The sequence below is a fragment of the Amorphoplanes friuliensis DSM 7358 genome, from assembly GCF_000494755.1.
GTDB classification, from domain to species: domain Bacteria; phylum Actinomycetota; class Actinomycetes; order Mycobacteriales; family Micromonosporaceae; genus Actinoplanes; species Actinoplanes friuliensis.
The window spans coordinates 3,341,385-3,357,073 of the sequence record NC_022657.1 but is presented as its reverse complement, the minus strand read 5'-3'; the positions used below and the strand labels follow the sequence as shown (position 1 = coordinate 3,357,073).

Annotated in this window: 12 protein-coding genes; 7 read left to right on the top strand and 5 right to left on the bottom strand. The window is 70.2% G+C overall.

From position 1 onward, the window contains the following. Window positions 1–35 precede the first annotated feature (35 nt). The 4 genes from AFR_RS15655 to AFR_RS15640 are packed head-to-tail and all read left to right on the top strand — an operon-like array spanning window position 36 to window position 3,944. Window positions 36–1,574 (top strand): phenylacetate--CoA ligase family protein, encoded by a 1,539-nt coding sequence (locus tag AFR_RS15655; RefSeq protein WP_041842252.1) that lies wholly within the window; start codon window positions 36–38, stop codon window positions 1,572–1,574. Next, on the top strand, window positions 1,571–2,017 hold the full coding sequence (locus AFR_RS15650; RefSeq protein ID WP_023361454.1) for a hypothetical protein: 447 nt from the start codon (window positions 1,571–1,573) through the stop codon (window positions 2,015–2,017). Before AFR_RS15655 ends, AFR_RS15650 begins: the two co-directional genes overlap by 4 nt. Beyond that, window positions 2,014–3,069 (top strand): GNAT family N-acetyltransferase, encoded by a 1,056-nt coding sequence (locus AFR_RS15645; protein WP_023361453.1) that lies wholly within the window; start codon window positions 2,014–2,016, stop codon window positions 3,067–3,069. The genes AFR_RS15650 and AFR_RS15645 overlap by 4 nt, the downstream gene beginning before the upstream one ends. Further along, window positions 3,066–3,944: a nitroreductase family protein gene (locus AFR_RS15640; RefSeq protein ID WP_023361452.1), complete on the top strand. Its 879-nt coding sequence runs from the start codon at window positions 3,066–3,068 to the stop codon at window positions 3,942–3,944. Before AFR_RS15645 ends, AFR_RS15640 begins: the two co-directional genes overlap by 4 nt. On the opposite strand, the gene AFR_RS15635 is transcribed toward AFR_RS15640, so the two are convergent. Further along, complete coding sequence (locus tag AFR_RS15635; protein WP_023361451.1) at window positions 3,941–4,702, bottom strand: alpha/beta fold hydrolase; 762 nt, start codon at window positions 4,700–4,702, stop codon at window positions 3,941–3,943. The genes AFR_RS15640 and AFR_RS15635 overlap by 4 nt on opposite strands. Window positions 4,703–4,755: 53 nt before the next feature. Between AFR_RS15635 and AFR_RS15630 the strand changes: the two genes are divergently transcribed. After that, window positions 4,756–5,169, top strand: a complete 414-nt coding sequence (locus AFR_RS15630; protein ID WP_023361450.1) for a MarR family winged helix-turn-helix transcriptional regulator — start codon at window positions 4,756–4,758, stop codon at window positions 5,167–5,169. After that, window positions 5,166–6,227, top strand: a complete 1,062-nt coding sequence (locus AFR_RS15625; protein WP_023361449.1) for a spore photoproduct lyase family protein — start codon at window positions 5,166–5,168, stop codon at window positions 6,225–6,227. Before AFR_RS15630 ends, AFR_RS15625 begins: the two co-directional genes overlap by 4 nt. A gap of 43 nt (window positions 6,228–6,270) precedes the next feature. Here AFR_RS15625 and AFR_RS15620 read toward each other — a convergent pair whose 3' ends face one another. The 3 genes from AFR_RS15620 to AFR_RS15610 form a co-directional block, all read right to left on the bottom strand. Next, a complete protein-coding gene (locus AFR_RS15620) occupies window positions 6,271–9,231 on the bottom strand; it encodes a 3-keto-alpha-glucoside-1,2-lyase-like domain-containing protein (RefSeq protein ID WP_023361448.1) in 2,961 nt (986 codons plus the stop codon). A gap of 163 nt (window positions 9,232–9,394) precedes the next feature. Beyond that, window positions 9,395–10,720: a M1 family metallopeptidase gene (locus AFR_RS15615; protein WP_023361447.1), complete on the bottom strand. Its 1,326-nt coding sequence runs from the start codon at window positions 10,718–10,720 to the stop codon at window positions 9,395–9,397. Continuing rightward, on the bottom strand, window positions 10,717–14,628 hold the full coding sequence (locus AFR_RS15610) for a Pls/PosA family non-ribosomal peptide synthetase (RefSeq protein WP_023361446.1): 3,912 nt from the start codon (window positions 14,626–14,628) through the stop codon (window positions 10,717–10,719). The genes AFR_RS15615 and AFR_RS15610 overlap by 4 nt, the downstream gene beginning before the upstream one ends. Before the next feature lie 190 nt (window positions 14,629–14,818). Between AFR_RS15610 and AFR_RS15605 the strand changes: the two genes are divergently transcribed. Further along, window positions 14,819–15,016, top strand: a complete 198-nt coding sequence (locus tag AFR_RS15605) for a hypothetical protein (protein ID WP_023361445.1) — start codon at window positions 14,819–14,821, stop codon at window positions 15,014–15,016. 22 nt (window positions 15,017–15,038) lie between these two features. Here the strand turns inward: AFR_RS15605 and AFR_RS15600 are convergent, their stop codons facing one another. Further along, window positions 15,039–15,635 carry a TetR/AcrR family transcriptional regulator gene (locus tag AFR_RS15600; RefSeq protein WP_023361444.1) on the bottom strand — a complete coding sequence of 199 codons (597 nt, stop codon included), beginning with the start codon at window positions 15,633–15,635 and terminating at the stop codon, window positions 15,039–15,041. Between the last annotated feature and the right edge of the window lie 54 nt (window positions 15,636–15,689).

Below are 15,689 nucleotides of genomic sequence, written 5' to 3'. Positions count from 1 at the left end.
GGTGGGGCGCGCGGGTTTCTAGGGTGATTCGCGTGATGAGCTTTGTGCGGCAGTGGACGTTGCGGATTGCCAGTTCGGCGCTCAGTGGGCTGTACACGCTGTACCGGATTCATCCGGCGGCGTGGCGGTTGATGGCGCGGAACTACCGGCCGCAGCTCGGGCGGTTTGCTCGGCTGAACGCGTGGATGACCTGTCAGTTCGCGGCGTTGGATGTGCCGGCGTACCGGGATTTCCTGGGCCGTAACGGGTGGGCGTTCCGGTGGTTCGAGCTGACGAGCTACCCGCCGACGGGGAAACGGTCGTACGTCGACGCGTACCCGGAGAACGAGCGCTGCTGGCACGGTGAGCTGGAGATTGCCGGGAGTGTCGTGGACGAGTCGTCGGGGTCGTCCGGGCGGCCCTACAACTGGGTGCGCGGGCGGCGGGAGCTGCGGTCGGTGCACAAGAATCTGGCCGGGTACGCGACGATGGTCTTTCCGTCGAAGCGGCGGTTCGTCGTCAACGCGTACTCGATGGGTGCTTGGGCGACGGGCACGAACACCGGTATTGCCATGGCGCGGATTGCGATGGTGAAGAACACCGGGCCGGATCTGCGCAAGATTGTCGACACGTTGCGGCATTTCGGGCCGGGGTTCGAGTACATCGTCACCGCGTACCCGCCGTTCCTGAAGCATCTGCGCGACGAGCTCGATGCGGAGGGTTTTCCGTGGGCGGACTACCGGATCTCCGGGCTGGTCGGTGGCGAGGGCATGACCGAGGCGCTGCGGGACTATCTGGAGGAGCGCTTCCACAAGGTGCGGTCCGGGTACGGCGCCAGTGATCTGACCATCGGCATGGCGGGTGAGACCGACTTCAGTGTCTGGGTACGCCGCCGGCTGCGTACCGATGCCGCGTTGCGCACCGCGCTGCTCGGTCCGGACGAGCACCGGCTGCCGATGGTGTTCCAGTACAACCCGCTCGAGACGTACCTGGAGACGACGGCCGACTCGGAGATCCTCTGCACCATCAACTCGATGGCGGTGCTGACGCCGAAGGTGCGCTACAACATCGGTGACGAGGGCCGGCTGGCGACTTTCCCCGAGGTGCTGGCGGCCATCACCGATCCGGGCGCGCGGGCCGAGGCGGAGGCGGCCTTCCGGGTCGACCGGATGCGGCTGCCGCTGCTGTTCCTGTTCGGGCGCAAGGACAGCACGATCTCGTACATGGGGGCGAACATCTACCCCCAGGACGTCGAGTACGGGCTCTACACCGGCAACACCCTCGCTCACCTGCTGCAGGGCTTCTGTCTCGAGCTGCGTGAGCACGCCGACCTGGAGAGCCGCCCGATCGTCCACCTCCAGCTGCGCGACGACGCCGTGCTCGACGCGGCGCAGCGCTCAGGTCTGGCCGAGACCTGCCGGGCCGGCATCGTGGCGCATCTGACCGCGGTGAGCCGGGACTTCGCCGAGTCGCTGGCCGAGGATCCGTCCGCCGCCGACCTGCGTGTGGCCGTGCACGACTACGCCACCGGGCCGTTCACCGACGCCAACAACAAGATCAAGAGCGCTTACCTCGTGAAGGGCGGTACCCCGTGAGGACCACCGATTTTTCCGCCGTCCCGCTCGCGGGCCAGGCGAACGCCATGTTCGTCGGGGCCACCCGGTACGCCGGGCTGGGCTCGATCCTGCTGCTGAGCCGGCGCTTCTTCCGGATGGTGAAGCAGATGAAACGCATGTCGGGGTACCGGTGGCACACGGTCTATTACCGCTTCCCGTTCACCCTGGGCACGATCGCGTTCTTCGACGACCGTGACGCGCTGCTCAAGTTCGCGCGCAGCAAGACGCACCGCGACCTGATGTGCTGGATCACCGACAACGGCACCCGCCACGCCAAGGCCGGGTTCATCCGCCTCTACGACGCCGACCCGCACGGGTACAGCAACGGGGTCTGGCGCGCCGAGGACACCACCATGTCCCACATCGAGACGTTCACGCCGCTGTCCACCGAGACCGCCGGCCCGCCGGTGCACCGGTCGTGAAGGCGGTTCCGGTCCGGTCGCGGGCCGACTTCCGCGACTTCCTCGACCTTCCGGTGCGGCTCCACCCGCGGGACCGCTACGTGCCGCTGCCGGCACCGGTGATCGCCGCGCAGCGCCGGACCGCCGAGCTGTTCATCGTCCGCGACATCACCGGCCGTGTTGTCGGGCGGACCAGCGTGCACCGCGACGCGGCGTTCGACACCAAGGCCGGTCCGCGGCAGCTCTTCGGCCACACCGAGTTCGTCGACGACCCGGCCGTCTTTGCTGCGTTGATGGACGTCGCGGGAAAGGACACGCTCTTCGGCCCGGTCGCCCTGCTGCCCAATCAGACCGGTGGGGTCATCACCTCCGGCTTCGCCGATCGCGGTTTTGTCGACTCGGCCTGGAACCCCTCCTACTACCCGGCCATGTACGAGCGCCACGGCTTCACCCGTCGCTTCGAGGCCGACACGTGGATCGTGGACGTGTCCGGCTCGGCGGCGGCGTACCCGTTCGACGACACCCGCCTGGCCGCGGAGGACCTGGTGATCCGGCACGGCTCGCGCCGCCGGTTGCGGGAGCAGCTGCCGGTCCTGCGCGGAATGCTGAACGCGAGTTTTGCGCAGCTGGGCTACTACACCGAGATCTCCGCGGCCCAGCTGGCCGAGCAGACCGACGGGTTGTCGTTCCTGCTCGACGAGGGCCTGCTGGTGTGGCTGGAGAAGGCGGGCCGCCCGATCTCGTTCGTGGTGGCGGTGCCGGACATCTCGGAGTTCCTGATGACGGTCGGCGGGCGGCTCGGGGTCCTCGAACAACTGCGCCTGCTCGCCACCCGGTCGCGGTACCGCCGCGACGCGGTGCTGGTCATCAAGGGCACCGTGCCGGACGAGCAGGGGCGCGGTTATCTCAGGCTGCTGTCCCGCGAGGTCCACCGCCACCTCGAGGCCGGCGGATACCGATCGCTGCGCAGCACCTTCGTCGAACGCGACAACGCGGCCTCCGCCGCCCACTACCGACGTGCCGGTGGCCGCCCGCTGCACGGTTACACGTTCTACGAGAGGGCCGCACGATGAGCTGGGTCGAGGAGTTCCGCGCCCACGAGGCGATCTACCGGCGGGCGCCGAGTGCGCACAACACGCAGCCGTGGACGCTGGAGTACCGCGCCGACGAGATCGTCATCGGGATCGACCCGGCGCGGGCGCTGCCGGGCTCGGATCCCGGCGGGCGTGATCTGAGGCTCGGGCTGGGGGCGTTCGTGGAGACGTGCCTGATCGTGGCCGCCGACGCCGGGCTCTCCGTCACCTACGACTCACGACGTCTCCTGGCGGCCCCGAGCCCTTATGTCACACCGTTCACCGCGGCTGACGTGTCCGCCCGGCGCGTCGCCCGGGGTGCTTACCGGCCCGGCGTCGTGTCCACCGCGGGCCTGGAGCCGGGGCTCGTCCACGTGCCGAGCCGCGACCTCGCCGACGATCTCGCCGTGGCCGACCGGTGGATGTTCTCCACGCCGAGGGTCGCGCTGGAGCTGCGGGACTGGCTGCGCCTCGACCCCGGCGACCCTCGGTACCGCCTCGACGGCCTGACCGACCGCGCCCTCGAGCTGAGCCGCGGGGAGGCCCGTGTTCTGGCGTCCGCGCTCCGGGCCTACCCGGTGACCCGGCGGCTCGGACTCGCCGCCCTGCTCGCCGCGAGCGGCCGGAACCTGCTGCGCTACGACGGCAGTGTCCTGGTCCTCACCGGCGACGTCTCCCTCGACGCGGGCCGGCGCCTGCTGCGCACGTGGCTGACGCTGGGCCGCTCGGGGCTGGCCGTCCACCCGCTGAGCCAGCTCCTCGACTGCCCGGCCACGGCTGCCCGCCTGGCCGCCCGGGTCGGCGCCACGCCCCTGGCGGTCTTCCGTGTCGGGGTGCCGCTCCACGAGCCGGTGCGGTCCGCACGCCGGCCCTAGGGGGTCTTCACGAAGTCCCAGACCGCCGGGAGCAGGCGCTTCGGTGACTCCAGCTGGGGCAGGTGACCGGTCTCGGTGAGCAGCACGAACTCGGCGCCGGGGATGGCCTCCGCGTACGCGCGGCCGTAGTCGGTGTCGGCGATGCGGTCGTGGTCACCCCAGATGACGCGGACCGGGACCGTGATTCCGGACAGGCGCTCGCGCAGGCTGGGGTCGGTCATCGTCCCCGCGTACACGGAGAGGGTCTGGCGGTTGCCGGCCATGACCGTCTGCTGTTGCGGGGTCAGGGCGCCCGGGTCGATCTGGAACTTGGCGGGCTCGAAGTAGCTGCGCTCGGCGATCTCCGGGAAGGTCAGGCCGAAGAAGTCCGCCACCGGGTGGCCGGGCACCTCGAGGCCGACCGCGTCGACCAGGACAACGCCGCTGATCCTTCGCGTGCCGAGCAGGGCCAGCTCGGCGGCGATCCAGCCGCCGATGGAGTTGCCGACGACCGTCACGTCGGCCAGGTCGAGCCGGTCCAGGAGGTCGGCGTAGAGCCGGGCGAGGTCGCCGATGGTCGCGAGCGTGTCCGGGCGTGCGGTCCCGCCGAAGCCGGGATGCGTCGGGGTGATCACGCGGGCGGGGCGTTCACCGGCCAGCAGCTCGGCGAAACCGGCGACGGTCTGGGGGCCACCGCCACCGTGAAGAAGAAGGACCGGGTGTCCCTCGCCGGTCTCGGTGTAGACGACGGTCGCGGTGTCGAGGTCGAGGGTTTCCATATCAGGGACCTTAGATCAGCATGTTGATATAAACAAGCTGGTATTCTCGGCGCATGCCCAGAGACGTCACCGAGATCGGTCTGTCCGTCAAGCGGCTGCAGATCAGGCACCACCGCACCGCCAACGAACGGCTGGCGCCACTCGGCCTCTCGCTCGTGCAGTGGGACGCGCTGCGCCACCTGCACGAAAATCCGGAGGCGTCGCTGCACGATCTCGCGCAGCTCACGTTCCAGACCGACCAGTCGTTCGGCACGCTGGCCACGCGCATGATCGACCGCGGACTCATCGAGCGGCGGCCGGGACCGGGCCGGGCGGTGCGTCATCGGCTCACCGAGAAGGGCGACGACCTGCGTCAACGCGGGCGGGCGATCGTGCGGGAGGTCGTGGCCGAGTCGTTCGCGCCGCTCTCCACGACCGAGTTACAGACGTTCGGTGACCTGCTCGCCCGGGTATTGCACCAGCCGTGACGTCTCCCCTGCTGGACATCCGGCGCATCTACGTCGAGCCCGCGGCTGCCGCCCTGCCGCGCGGCAAGGAGATCCTGGCCCGCTTCCCGGAGGCCCAGCTGGTCGAGGTCGACAGCCACCAGCGCATCCCCGAGCTGCACGGCGACGAGGCGAACGTCCACCGGTGGGTGCGCATCAAACGCGAGGCGCTCGTGCTCGGCGTCAAGAAGACCCTCACCGCCCGGCCGAACGGCCGCTCCGCCGACTTCATCGCGCCGTCGACGGCCAACGGCTGCGCCATGGCCTGCGCCTACTGCTACGTGCCGCGGCACAAGGGTTACAGCAACCCCGTCACGGTCTTCGCCAACATCGACAAGATCACCGGGTACGTCCACCGTCACGTGGCGCGCCAGGGCACCAAGCCGGCACCGAACGAGTGCGACCCCGAGGCATGGGTCTACGACATCGGGGAGAATTCCGACTGCAGCCTCGACGCGAGGATCAGTGACAACGTCCGGGACCTGGTCGAGCTGTTCCGGTGGCTGCCGACCGCCAAGGCGTCGTTCGCCACCAAACACGTCAACCGTGACCTGCTCGACTGGGATCCGCAGGGCCGCACCCGGATCCGGTTCTCCCTCATGCCGGCCCGCGATGCCAAGATCCTCGACATCCGCACGTCACCGATCGCCGAACGCATCGCGGCGATCGACGACTTCGTGGCCGCCGGTTACGAGGTGCACGTCAACTTCAGCCCGGTCGTCGTCCGTGACGGCTGGCTGGCGGACTGGGCCGAGCTGCTGGACCAGCTCGACGCGGGCATCGGCGCGGCGGCCAAGGCACAGCTGGCGGCCGAGGTCATCTTCCTGACGCACAACCGCGATCTGCACGAGGTGAACCTCGGCTGGCACCCCAAGGCCGAGGAGCTGATCTGGCGTCCCGAGCTCCAGCAGCCGAAACGCTCGCAGAACGGCTCGTGGAACGTGCGTTACCGGACGGGCGCCAAGGGCGGTTACGTCGCGGCGCTCACCGAGCTGATCGCCGCACGCACTCCCTACTGCCGCATCCGGTACGCGTTCTGACGGGCTGTGCCCAGGACCCGTGAGTCCTGGGCACAGCGCTCGCTCAGTTACGCGGTTCGATCCAGATGTTGCGGTACTGGACCTTGTTGCCGTGGTCCTGCAGCCGGATCGAGCCGGTCGACGGGCCCTCGGCGATGCTGCCGCCGGTCACCGTCGTGATCTCGTAGTTCTTGTGCACGGTGACGCCGTTCCACACCACGGAGATGCGGGCGTTCTCCGTCTTGGCACCGGCCGCGTCGAAACGGGCCGCGCGGAAGTCGATGTCGTACGTCTGCCAGACCTCCGGTGCCTTGGCCGCGTTCACGTCCGGCGGCTTCTGGGTGTAGATCGCTCCCGCCTCGTTGTTGTCCAGCGTGGTGTCCCCGTACGAGTCGAGGATCTGGAGTTCGTAACGCTCCTGCTGGTAGACACCGCTGTTGCCACGGTTCTGGCCGGTGACCTCCGGCGGCAGCAGCGGCACCTTGAACTCGACGTGGAGCTTGTAGTCGCCGAAGGCCTGACGGGTGCGCAGGTCACCGCAGCAGACCTCCATGGCGTTGCCGGCGACGCGCGGCCAGCTCGCCGTGCGCCCGTCGGTGTGCTGCCACTCGGTCAGGTTCTTGCCGTCGAAGAGCGTGATCCGCTGGCCGGGCTTGCGCACGGTGACCAGGTCGAGGTTCACGTGACCCGTGTCGAGCGCGTCCACGCGGTACTCGATCGTGTTGGCCCCCTCGAGCAGGGTCAGCCGCTCGGTCTTGGTCGCCCAGTCGTTCCAGGTCACCGTGCTGGGGAGCACGGTCTGGCGGATCTTGCGGCCGTTGACGTGGATGCTCACGGTCTTGTTGCCTGCGAACGGGTCCGGACCGTTGGAGTAGCGCAGGCCGACCTCGTACTCGCCCTTCTTGCTCACCTCGGTGTGCACCGTCGTGCTGGCGTTGAGGTTGCCGAAGCCGGCGACAAAACCGACGCCCGAGTGACCCGGGTGATCGGTGGCGAGCGCGGCAGTGCCCTGGCGGCGGCCCTCCTCGGCCTCGTAGAAGACCTGGTCGGCCTCGGGACCGGGGATGGCGTTGAGGGTGTACCAGGCTTCGGTGCTCCAGAGCTGCTCGCCGCCGGCCGCGCTGAACGGGCGGGGTGACCGGAGGTGGACGACCCGGTCACGCTCCAGCCCGTCGACGGTCAGGGTCACCTTGCGGCGGTCGGAGGAGACCTTGGCCGCGGTCACCGTCAGCTTCTTCTCGTCGACCTTCGGACCCCCGTACGCCGGGGTGGCCGCATACCGCCACTGCTCGACCTGGTAGCCCTTCGCGATGTTCGCCACGGTCTCGGCGGACAGCGGCTTGGTGTACTCGACGGTGAAGCCCGTGCTGGTGGCGCTCATCGACTTCATGTCGAACGCCGTCACACCGTTGGGGGTGAGCTTCTGCAGGCCGTACCGGAGTTTGCCCTCCTGGCCCCAGTTGCCGTCCGAGCCGAGCCCGCCGATGTAGATCGACCCGTCCGGGCCGATGGTCGTGCGGTTGACACCCGACTCGAGGCCCTGGGTGTGGCGGAACACCGCACCCTGGTACTCACCATGGACCTTCTCCAGGTACGCCCGCTGCAGACCACCGTAGGTCACGTCACCGAAGATCAGCTGACCCTCGAACGGCCCCTTCTTCAGCGTGACCGGGGTGCTCGGGGAGTTCGCGATCTCGTTCTGCGGCAGCCACAGCATCGGCTTGGTGACAGCGTTGTCGTCGTACGGGCCGGCGGGGTTGGTGTAGTGGTTGAAGAACCGGTCCTGCTTGATGTGCAGCAGCTTCGACGACGGCAGCCAGCCACCCTGGTTGTCGGCGACGAAGAGCTCACCCTGCGGGCCCCAGCCGAGGCCGTTCGGCGTCCGCAGACCACCGGCGACGTAGGTGACCTTGCCGGTGCGGCGGTTGACCTTGAGGCTGGTCCCGCGGTTGGCGACCGGCTGCGGGTTGGTCGTGGCACCACCGAGGTTGATGGACACCGACAGGTTCAGGTAGAAGTCCCCGCCCCGGTAGAGCAGCCCGAACGCGAACTCGTGGAAGTTGCCGCCGAACGGCCAGGTCGCGACCGTCCGCATCGAGTCGGTGACCTCGTCACCGTTGGTGTCCTGCAGCTCGGTGAGCTCGTGCTTCTGCGAGACGTAGATGGTGTCGTCGACCACGGCGACACCCATCGGCTCCTTGAGCCCACCGGCGATCTTCTTGTACTTGACCTTGCTCGGGCCGGTCTTGCCGGTCACACCGCTGACGATGTAGACCTCACCCTTGACCTCGTCGCTGCCACCCCAGGTGGTGATGACCATGCGGCCGTCGTCCAGCCAGTCCATGGCCGACACCTGCGGCTGGAAGCCCTCGGGGCGCAGGTTGGTCAGCGTGTAACCGGGGTTGACCGCGTCGAGCGGCAGACCGTCGCCCGGGGTGTCGAAGGCGCCCTCACACTGCTTCTGACCCGGCGCCGTCACGCGGACGACCTCCGCGTCGGTGCTCAGCACGCTCGTCGGCACGGGCACGAAGGCGTCCGCACCCGGAGGCTGCCAGGCCAGCGACAGCTCCTGGCCGCCGCCCGCCTCGAAGTACTCGATGCGCAGGGCGTGCACACCGGCGGTCAGCGTGACCGTGTTGTCCTTGGACACGACGCCGTGCAGCCCGTCGTTGTCGATCACCTCGGCGTCGTCGAGGTACAGCCGGGAACCGTCGTCGCTGGTCAGCCGGAAGGCGTACGCTCCGTCGGCCGGGACGTTCAGGTTGCCGAGGACGTGCGCCACAAAGTTGTCCGAGAGGCCGAAGTCGGCGTCGGTGCGGTAGTCGATGGTCGGTGTCAGCCTGTCGACATTGGGCGTCTGACCCGGCTTGAGCTTGCAGATCGCGGTCAGCGGGACCCGGGTGTCGAAGGTGCGGAGGGTGACACCGGGTTCCTGCGGCGGAAGCTCGGCGGCGTGTGCGGTTGCGGGGCTGATCGCGACCGCCGCGGCGGCGGTCACGAGACTGAGGACGAGGGCACGGACCATGCTGCTCCTTCGTGCGAGCGTTACCGGCTCAATTCCCGGAGATGAACATCACGGTCCACTATCGAGTGGCCACACAGAAGTTTCAATGTTTGAGGCAGAACTTTTGTTGTCGGATTCAAAAGTATGCGGAGACGTGTCCCCCGAAACCGGCCACAAACGACTTCTAGCGAGGTAGCGGAGGCAGGGCGGCGCGGTCGAGCCAGGCGGTGAACAGGGCGTCCAGAGGCTCCCGGGCGAAGCGCTGCGCGTGCTCGCGGAACTGCTCGGTGGTCACGGTGGCGTGCTGATGTTCGGCCACCCAGGACCGCAGGCAGGCGAAGAACGACTCGTCGCCGATCTTTTTGCGCAGGGCGTGCAGCGTGAGCGCACCCCGCTTGTAGACCAGCGGGTCGAACATCCGGGCGATGCCGGGATCGGCCACCACGACGTCCGCCGGGCGCGCGGCGATGCGGGTGTACCAGTGGACCGCCAGCGCGTCCGCCGACAACTCGCCGCCGACGCCGGACCACAGCCACTCGGCGTAGGTGGCAAAACCCTCGTTGAGCCAGATGTGCCGCCAGTCGGCAACCGTGAGGCTGTTGCCGAACCACTGATGGGCCAGCTCGTGCGCGACGAGCCGCTCGTGGGTGCGCCGCCCGTCGACGTGGTTCTTGCCGAAGATGGCCATGCCCTGCGCCTCGACCGGGTCGTCGAGGTCGTCGTCGGCGACCACGACCATGTACTCCCGGAACGGGTACGGCCCGAAGAAGCGCTGCATCGTCTCCATGATCTGACCGTGCCGGCCGAAATCGTGGGCGAACCGCGTGCGGACGGCGGGCGGGATCGCGGCGCGCTGGACCACTCCCCCGACGGACAGGTCGACCAGCTCGTACCGTCCGATCTGGACGCTCATCAGATAGGGCGAGGTGGGTTCGAGGCGCTCGTAGACCCAGGTCGTGCTCCCCGGACCCCGGCGGCGGGAGACCAGGTCACCGGTCACCAGCACCGTGTACGCCGAGGACGTCGTGATCGCCACCCGGAAGGCGGCCTTGTCCGCGGGCTGGTCGTTGCACGGGAACCACGACGGTGACCCGTTCGGCTGGCTGGCGACGAGCACCCCGTCGGTCAGCTCGTCCCACCCGAGGTCACCCCAGCGGCCGGAGACGGGCACGGGCTTCCCCGCGTACCGGATGTCGACCCGGAAGGTGTCCCCGGCGTGGATCGGACGCTCGGGTCTGATCTGGACCTTGTCCGGGCGGTGGACGTACTTCGCCGGCCGGCCGTCCACCCGGATGTCCTGGATCCGCAGGCGGCCCAGGTCGACCGTGAACCGCGACAGCGACTGGGTGGCCGTCGCGGTGAGGGTGGCCCGGCCGGCGAGACGGTTGGACAGGACCCGGTAGTCCAGATCGAGGTCGTAGTGCAGCACCCGGTAGCCGCCGTTGCCGTGCCCCGGAAGGTAGGAGTCGGTCGAACGGTCGGCACCGTTCGCAGGCGCCTTCGGGGTCACGCTCGAGCAGCCGGCGCGGGCCAGGTCGCGATGGGGTTGCCGAGCCAGCGGCTGTCCTCGGGGACCGCGTCGCCGCGGGTGACCAGGGAACCGGGGCCGACGGTGGTCCGGGCGCCGATGCTGGCGCCGGGCAGGACGATGCCGTGCGGGCCCAGGGCGGCGCCCGCGCCGAGGGTCACCTGATCCATGCTCATGACACGATCATGGAACAAGTGGGTCTGGACCACACAACCGCGGTTCACCGTGGCGCCGTCACCGAGACGGACCAGGTCGTACTCCGGCAGCCAGTAGGTCTCCAGCCACACACCCCGGCCGATCTTGGCACCGAGGGTCCGCAGCCAGGCCGTGAGCAGCGGCGTCCCGGCGGCAAAACGCATCAGCCACGGCGCCGCGAGCACCTCGACGAAGGTGTCGGCGAGCTCGTTGCGCCAGACGAAGGACGTCCACAACGCGCGGTCGGCGACCCGGAACTTTCCGACGAGCAGCCACTTGGCGGCCGTCGCGATCAGGGCGGCGACCAGGGCCGCGGCCAGCATCACCGGTCCGGCGGCCAGCGCGGCCATCCACCCTCCGGCGAGCTCCCACACGACCGCGAGGGCACCGAGGACCGCGGTGGCGAGCGCCGCGGCGATCATCACGGGGATGATCCGGCACAGCTCGATGGTGGCCCGGGCGAGCTTGAGCCGCAGCGGCGGGTCGAAGGTGCGGCTGGTGTCGGCGGCCTCGACGGTCCGGCGCAGCGGCATCGGCGGCGCACCGAGCCACGACGAGCCCTTCTTGGCCTTGCGCGGCGCCGACGACAGCACGCCGACCAGGCCGCGCTTGGGCACGTTCCGGCCGGGCGCGGCCATGCCGGAGTTGCCGAGGAACGCCTGCTTGCCGATGCGGGCCGGGGCGACACGCAGCCACCCGTGGCTCAGCTCGTACGTGGCGACCATCGTGTCGTCGGCCAGGAACGCCCCGTCGTCGACCGTGGTCATCGCCGGGAGCGCCAGGACCGTGGACGCCTCGACACCGCGGCCCACCTTGGCGCCCAGCAGGCGCAGCCACACCGGTGTGAAGAGGCTGGCGTAGAGCGGGAACAGCCCGACCCGGGCCATGCCCATCAGGCGCTCGGTCGCCCACACCTGCCAGGCCACCCGCCCCTGCACGGGGTGGTAGCCGGCGCGCAGGCCGATGCTGAGCAGCCTGACCGCGACCAGCACGATCAGCGCGTACCCGGCGAAGTAGGCGATCGTCGCCACCGCCACGGCCGCGAGCACCGGACCGGCGGCGGGCCGGTACGCGAGAGTCCAGCCGAGCAGGGCGAGCCCGGGCAGGGCGGCCACGACGGGCACGAGGCCGAGCAGTTGTGCCGTCACGCCGTACGCGAGGGCCCAGAAACGGGACCGGAAGCGGGACCGGACCGGACGCTGGGCGGGCCAGGCGGCCTGGTCCTTGGCGGCAGGCGCCGCCGGTGAGCCGGCCCAGCGCTGACCGGCCGGGACGGCACCGGACACCGTCGAGCCGGCGGCGATCCGCGAACCCTTGCCGACACGGGCACCGGGCATCAGCGTGCTGCGCGAACCGACGCGGGCACCGGCGCCGACACGCACCTTGCCGATGCGCACGATGTCACCGTCGACCCAGTGACCGGACAGGTCGACCTCGGGCTCGATCGCGGCACCGCGGCCCAGCTTGAGCAGGCCCGTGACGGGCGGCGCGGAGTGCAGGTTGACGTCCGGGCCGACCTGAGCACCGAGGGCCCGGGCGTACGTGAGCATCCACGCGGCACCGGCGACGGCCGTCGCGCCGGTCAGCTCGGCGAGCCGCTCGGCGGCCCACAGCCGGACGTGCACGCTGCCACCGCGCGGGTAGTTGCCCGGGCGGACACCGCGCAGCAGCAACCGCGCTCCCCCGGCGGCCAGGGCGATGCGGCCGAGCGGGCTGAACAGCAGCGCCCAGCCACCGGCCACCCACCACCAGGAGACGGACGGCGCCCACGGCGCGGGAACGATCAGAGCGACGACGTTGCCGAGCGCGGCCAGGACGGTCAGCCAGCGCAGCCCGACGAGAGCGAGCATCGGCAGCATCAGCACGGCCTGGAACAGTCCGGTGCGCCGCGGTGTCGGCCGGACCTCGCGCCGGGTCACCGCGGTGGTGCCGAGCGCGTCGAGCACCGTCGCCAGCTGCGACAGCCTCGGGTGCAGGTAGATGTCGGCGACCGAGACGCGCGGGTGCACACGCCGGATCCAGGCCACCAGCTGCGCGGCGCTCAGGCTGCCGCCGCCGTTGTTGAAGAAGTCGGCGCCCGCCTCGGACGGGCGCACGCCGAGGATCTCCTCCCAGCCGCCGGCCAGCCACGCCTCGGTCGCGGTCAGCTCACCGGCCGCGTCCTGGGCGGTGGCCAGCGGCCAGGGCAGCGCGGCCCGGTCGACCTTGCCGGAGGTGCGGGTCGGCAGCGCCTCCACGACGGCCAGCAACGGCACGAGCGCGGCCGGCAGCTGCTCACGAACCCGGAGCGCGGCTGCCGCGGCGTCGAAGTCGACACCCTCACGCGGCACTACGTAGCCGACCAGAAGCTGATTGCCCGCGGCGGTCCGCTTGACGGCGGCGGCAGCGCCCACGACGTCGGGCAGCGCCTGCAGTGCGGCGTCGACCTCACCGAGCTCGATGCGGCGCCCGCCCAGCTTGACCTGCTCGTCACCGCGACCGACGAACAGCAGCCCCTCGGGCTCGGCCTTGACGATGTCACCACTGCGGTAGGCCCGCTCCCAGCCCAGCGACGGCAGCGGCGCGAACTTCTCGGCGTCCTTCTGCGGGTCCAGGTAGCGCGCGAGACCCACACCACCGATCACGAGCTCACCGGTCTCGCCCATCGCGACGGGCTCGCCGGCCGCATCGACCACGGCGAGCTCCCAGCCGGCGAGCGGCAGCCCGATGCGCACCGGACCCTGGCCGGTCATCGGCGCGGCGCACGCGACCACGGTCGCCTCGGTCGGGCCGTACGTGTTCCAGACCTCGCGGCCCTCGACGGCCAGGCGCTCCGCGAGCTCCGGCGGGCAGGCCTCGCCGCCGAAGATCAGCAGGCGGACCTCGTCCAGCGCCTCGACCGGCCACAGCGCGGCCAGTGTGGGCACAGTGGACACCACGGAGATGCGCTGCTCGGCCAGCCACGGGCCCAGATCGACACCGCTGCGGACCAGGGAGCGCTCGGCCGGGACCAGGCAGGCGCCGTGCCGCCAGGCCAGCCACATCTCCTCGCAGGACGCGTCGAAGGCCACCGACAGGCCGGCCAGGACGCGGTCGTGCGGGCCGATCGCCTCGGCGGTCTCACCGGCGAGGAACAGCTCGGCCTCGGCGTCGACGAAGGCCGCCGCGGCGCCGTGGCTGACCGCAACACCCTTCGGGGTGCCCGTCGAGCCGGAGGTGAAGATGATCCAGGCGTCGTCGTCCGGTCCGGGCCGTCCGGTCCGGCCCTCGGGCGTACGCCGTAGCGACACCGACAGCCCGTCACCGAGCACCGCCGCGACGCCGGCCTCGGTGAAAACGAGTTCGGCGCGCTCCTCGGGGTCGTCCGCGTCGACGGGCACATAGGCGGCGCCGGCGCTGAGGATGCCGAGGATGGCCACGTACAGCTCGGTCGTACCGGAGGAGATCCGGACGCCGACCCGGTCACCGACGCCGATCCCGTGCCCGGCGAGGGAGACGCGCACGGCCTCGACCTCATCGGCCAGCTCGCGGTAGGTCAGCCGGGTGGAGCCGTTGTCCAGCGCGTCGACACCGGTGTAGGCGCGCACGGTGTCGACGAGGATGTCGACGAGTGTGCGGCGGGCCGGGGCGGAGGAGGAACGGAACACTGCCGGCGCCACGTCGGTGGTGCCGATCGGAGGGAGCGCAACGAACTGCAGATCGGTCGTCACGGTCACCGGGCGTGCACCATCTTCACCTCAACGGCTCAGGGTCCTGGACAGCGCTCTACGTTACGGCCTTGTGACCGCAGATACCGGGCATATCTCGCCGTCGTGGTGACCGACACCCTGTCATTCGGCTCACAGGGCCTCCCTGCCTGCCGATAGTTGGTGTACAAATGATTTGCACACCAACGGAGGTCTCGCCATGCCGAAGGATCAGAACCGGTTCGTGAGCTGGTTCCACCGCACGTTCGACAGCTGGTTCTTCCGCTCCTTCATCGGACCCGCCCAGACCGACAACGCGGTCCACGGCGCCGACGCCTTCGCCCGCGAGCAGTGGAAGCGCGACCTCGAGGCCCGCAAGCAGTACACCCGCGACAAGCGCGCCGCCGCCCGGCGCTAGAACGCAGGCCTGCACCTACGCGCTAACTGCGGGTGGGGACCAGGGCGTGCGCGGCTTCGGTTGCGCGGGCCGCGATGCTGTCGAGCGTCCGGCCGTTGCGGGCGAAAAAGCCGTCCGCGAACAGCGACACGTACCCGTGGGCCACGGCGACCGTCGCCTCGACGAGCAGCAGCGCCTCGTCGTGCGACGCGGCGCCGGCCTCCGTTGCCAGGTCGAGCAGCGTGGAGATGAGCGCACGGGTCTGCTCGCGACGGGCGTCGTCGGGGATCTGGTAGAGCTCTTCGGCGAAGATGACGTGGAAGCCCGCGCCCGTACGGGTCACGAACCGGACGTAGGCGCCCGCGGCCGCGGCCAGACGGCCCGCCGGGTCGCTCCCCGCCGCGTCGGCCGCGGCGAGCACGGCCTCCCGCAGGTTGCGCGCGGCAGCACCCGAGACCGCGCTGAGCAGGTGATCCCGGTCCGCGAAGTGCCGGTACGGGGCGGCTGAACTGACCTCGAGCCGGCGCGCGACGGCGGCGACCGAGAAGCGTCCCAGCCCTCCGTCGGCCAGCTGGTCGAAGCTGGCCTCGATCAGTGCGGCGCGCAGATCGCCGTGGTGGTAACCGCGGTCCGCCGACACGCCGCCTCCCCGCTTGCCATCATGTGAGTGGGCTCTTACATTACCAAGTGATAG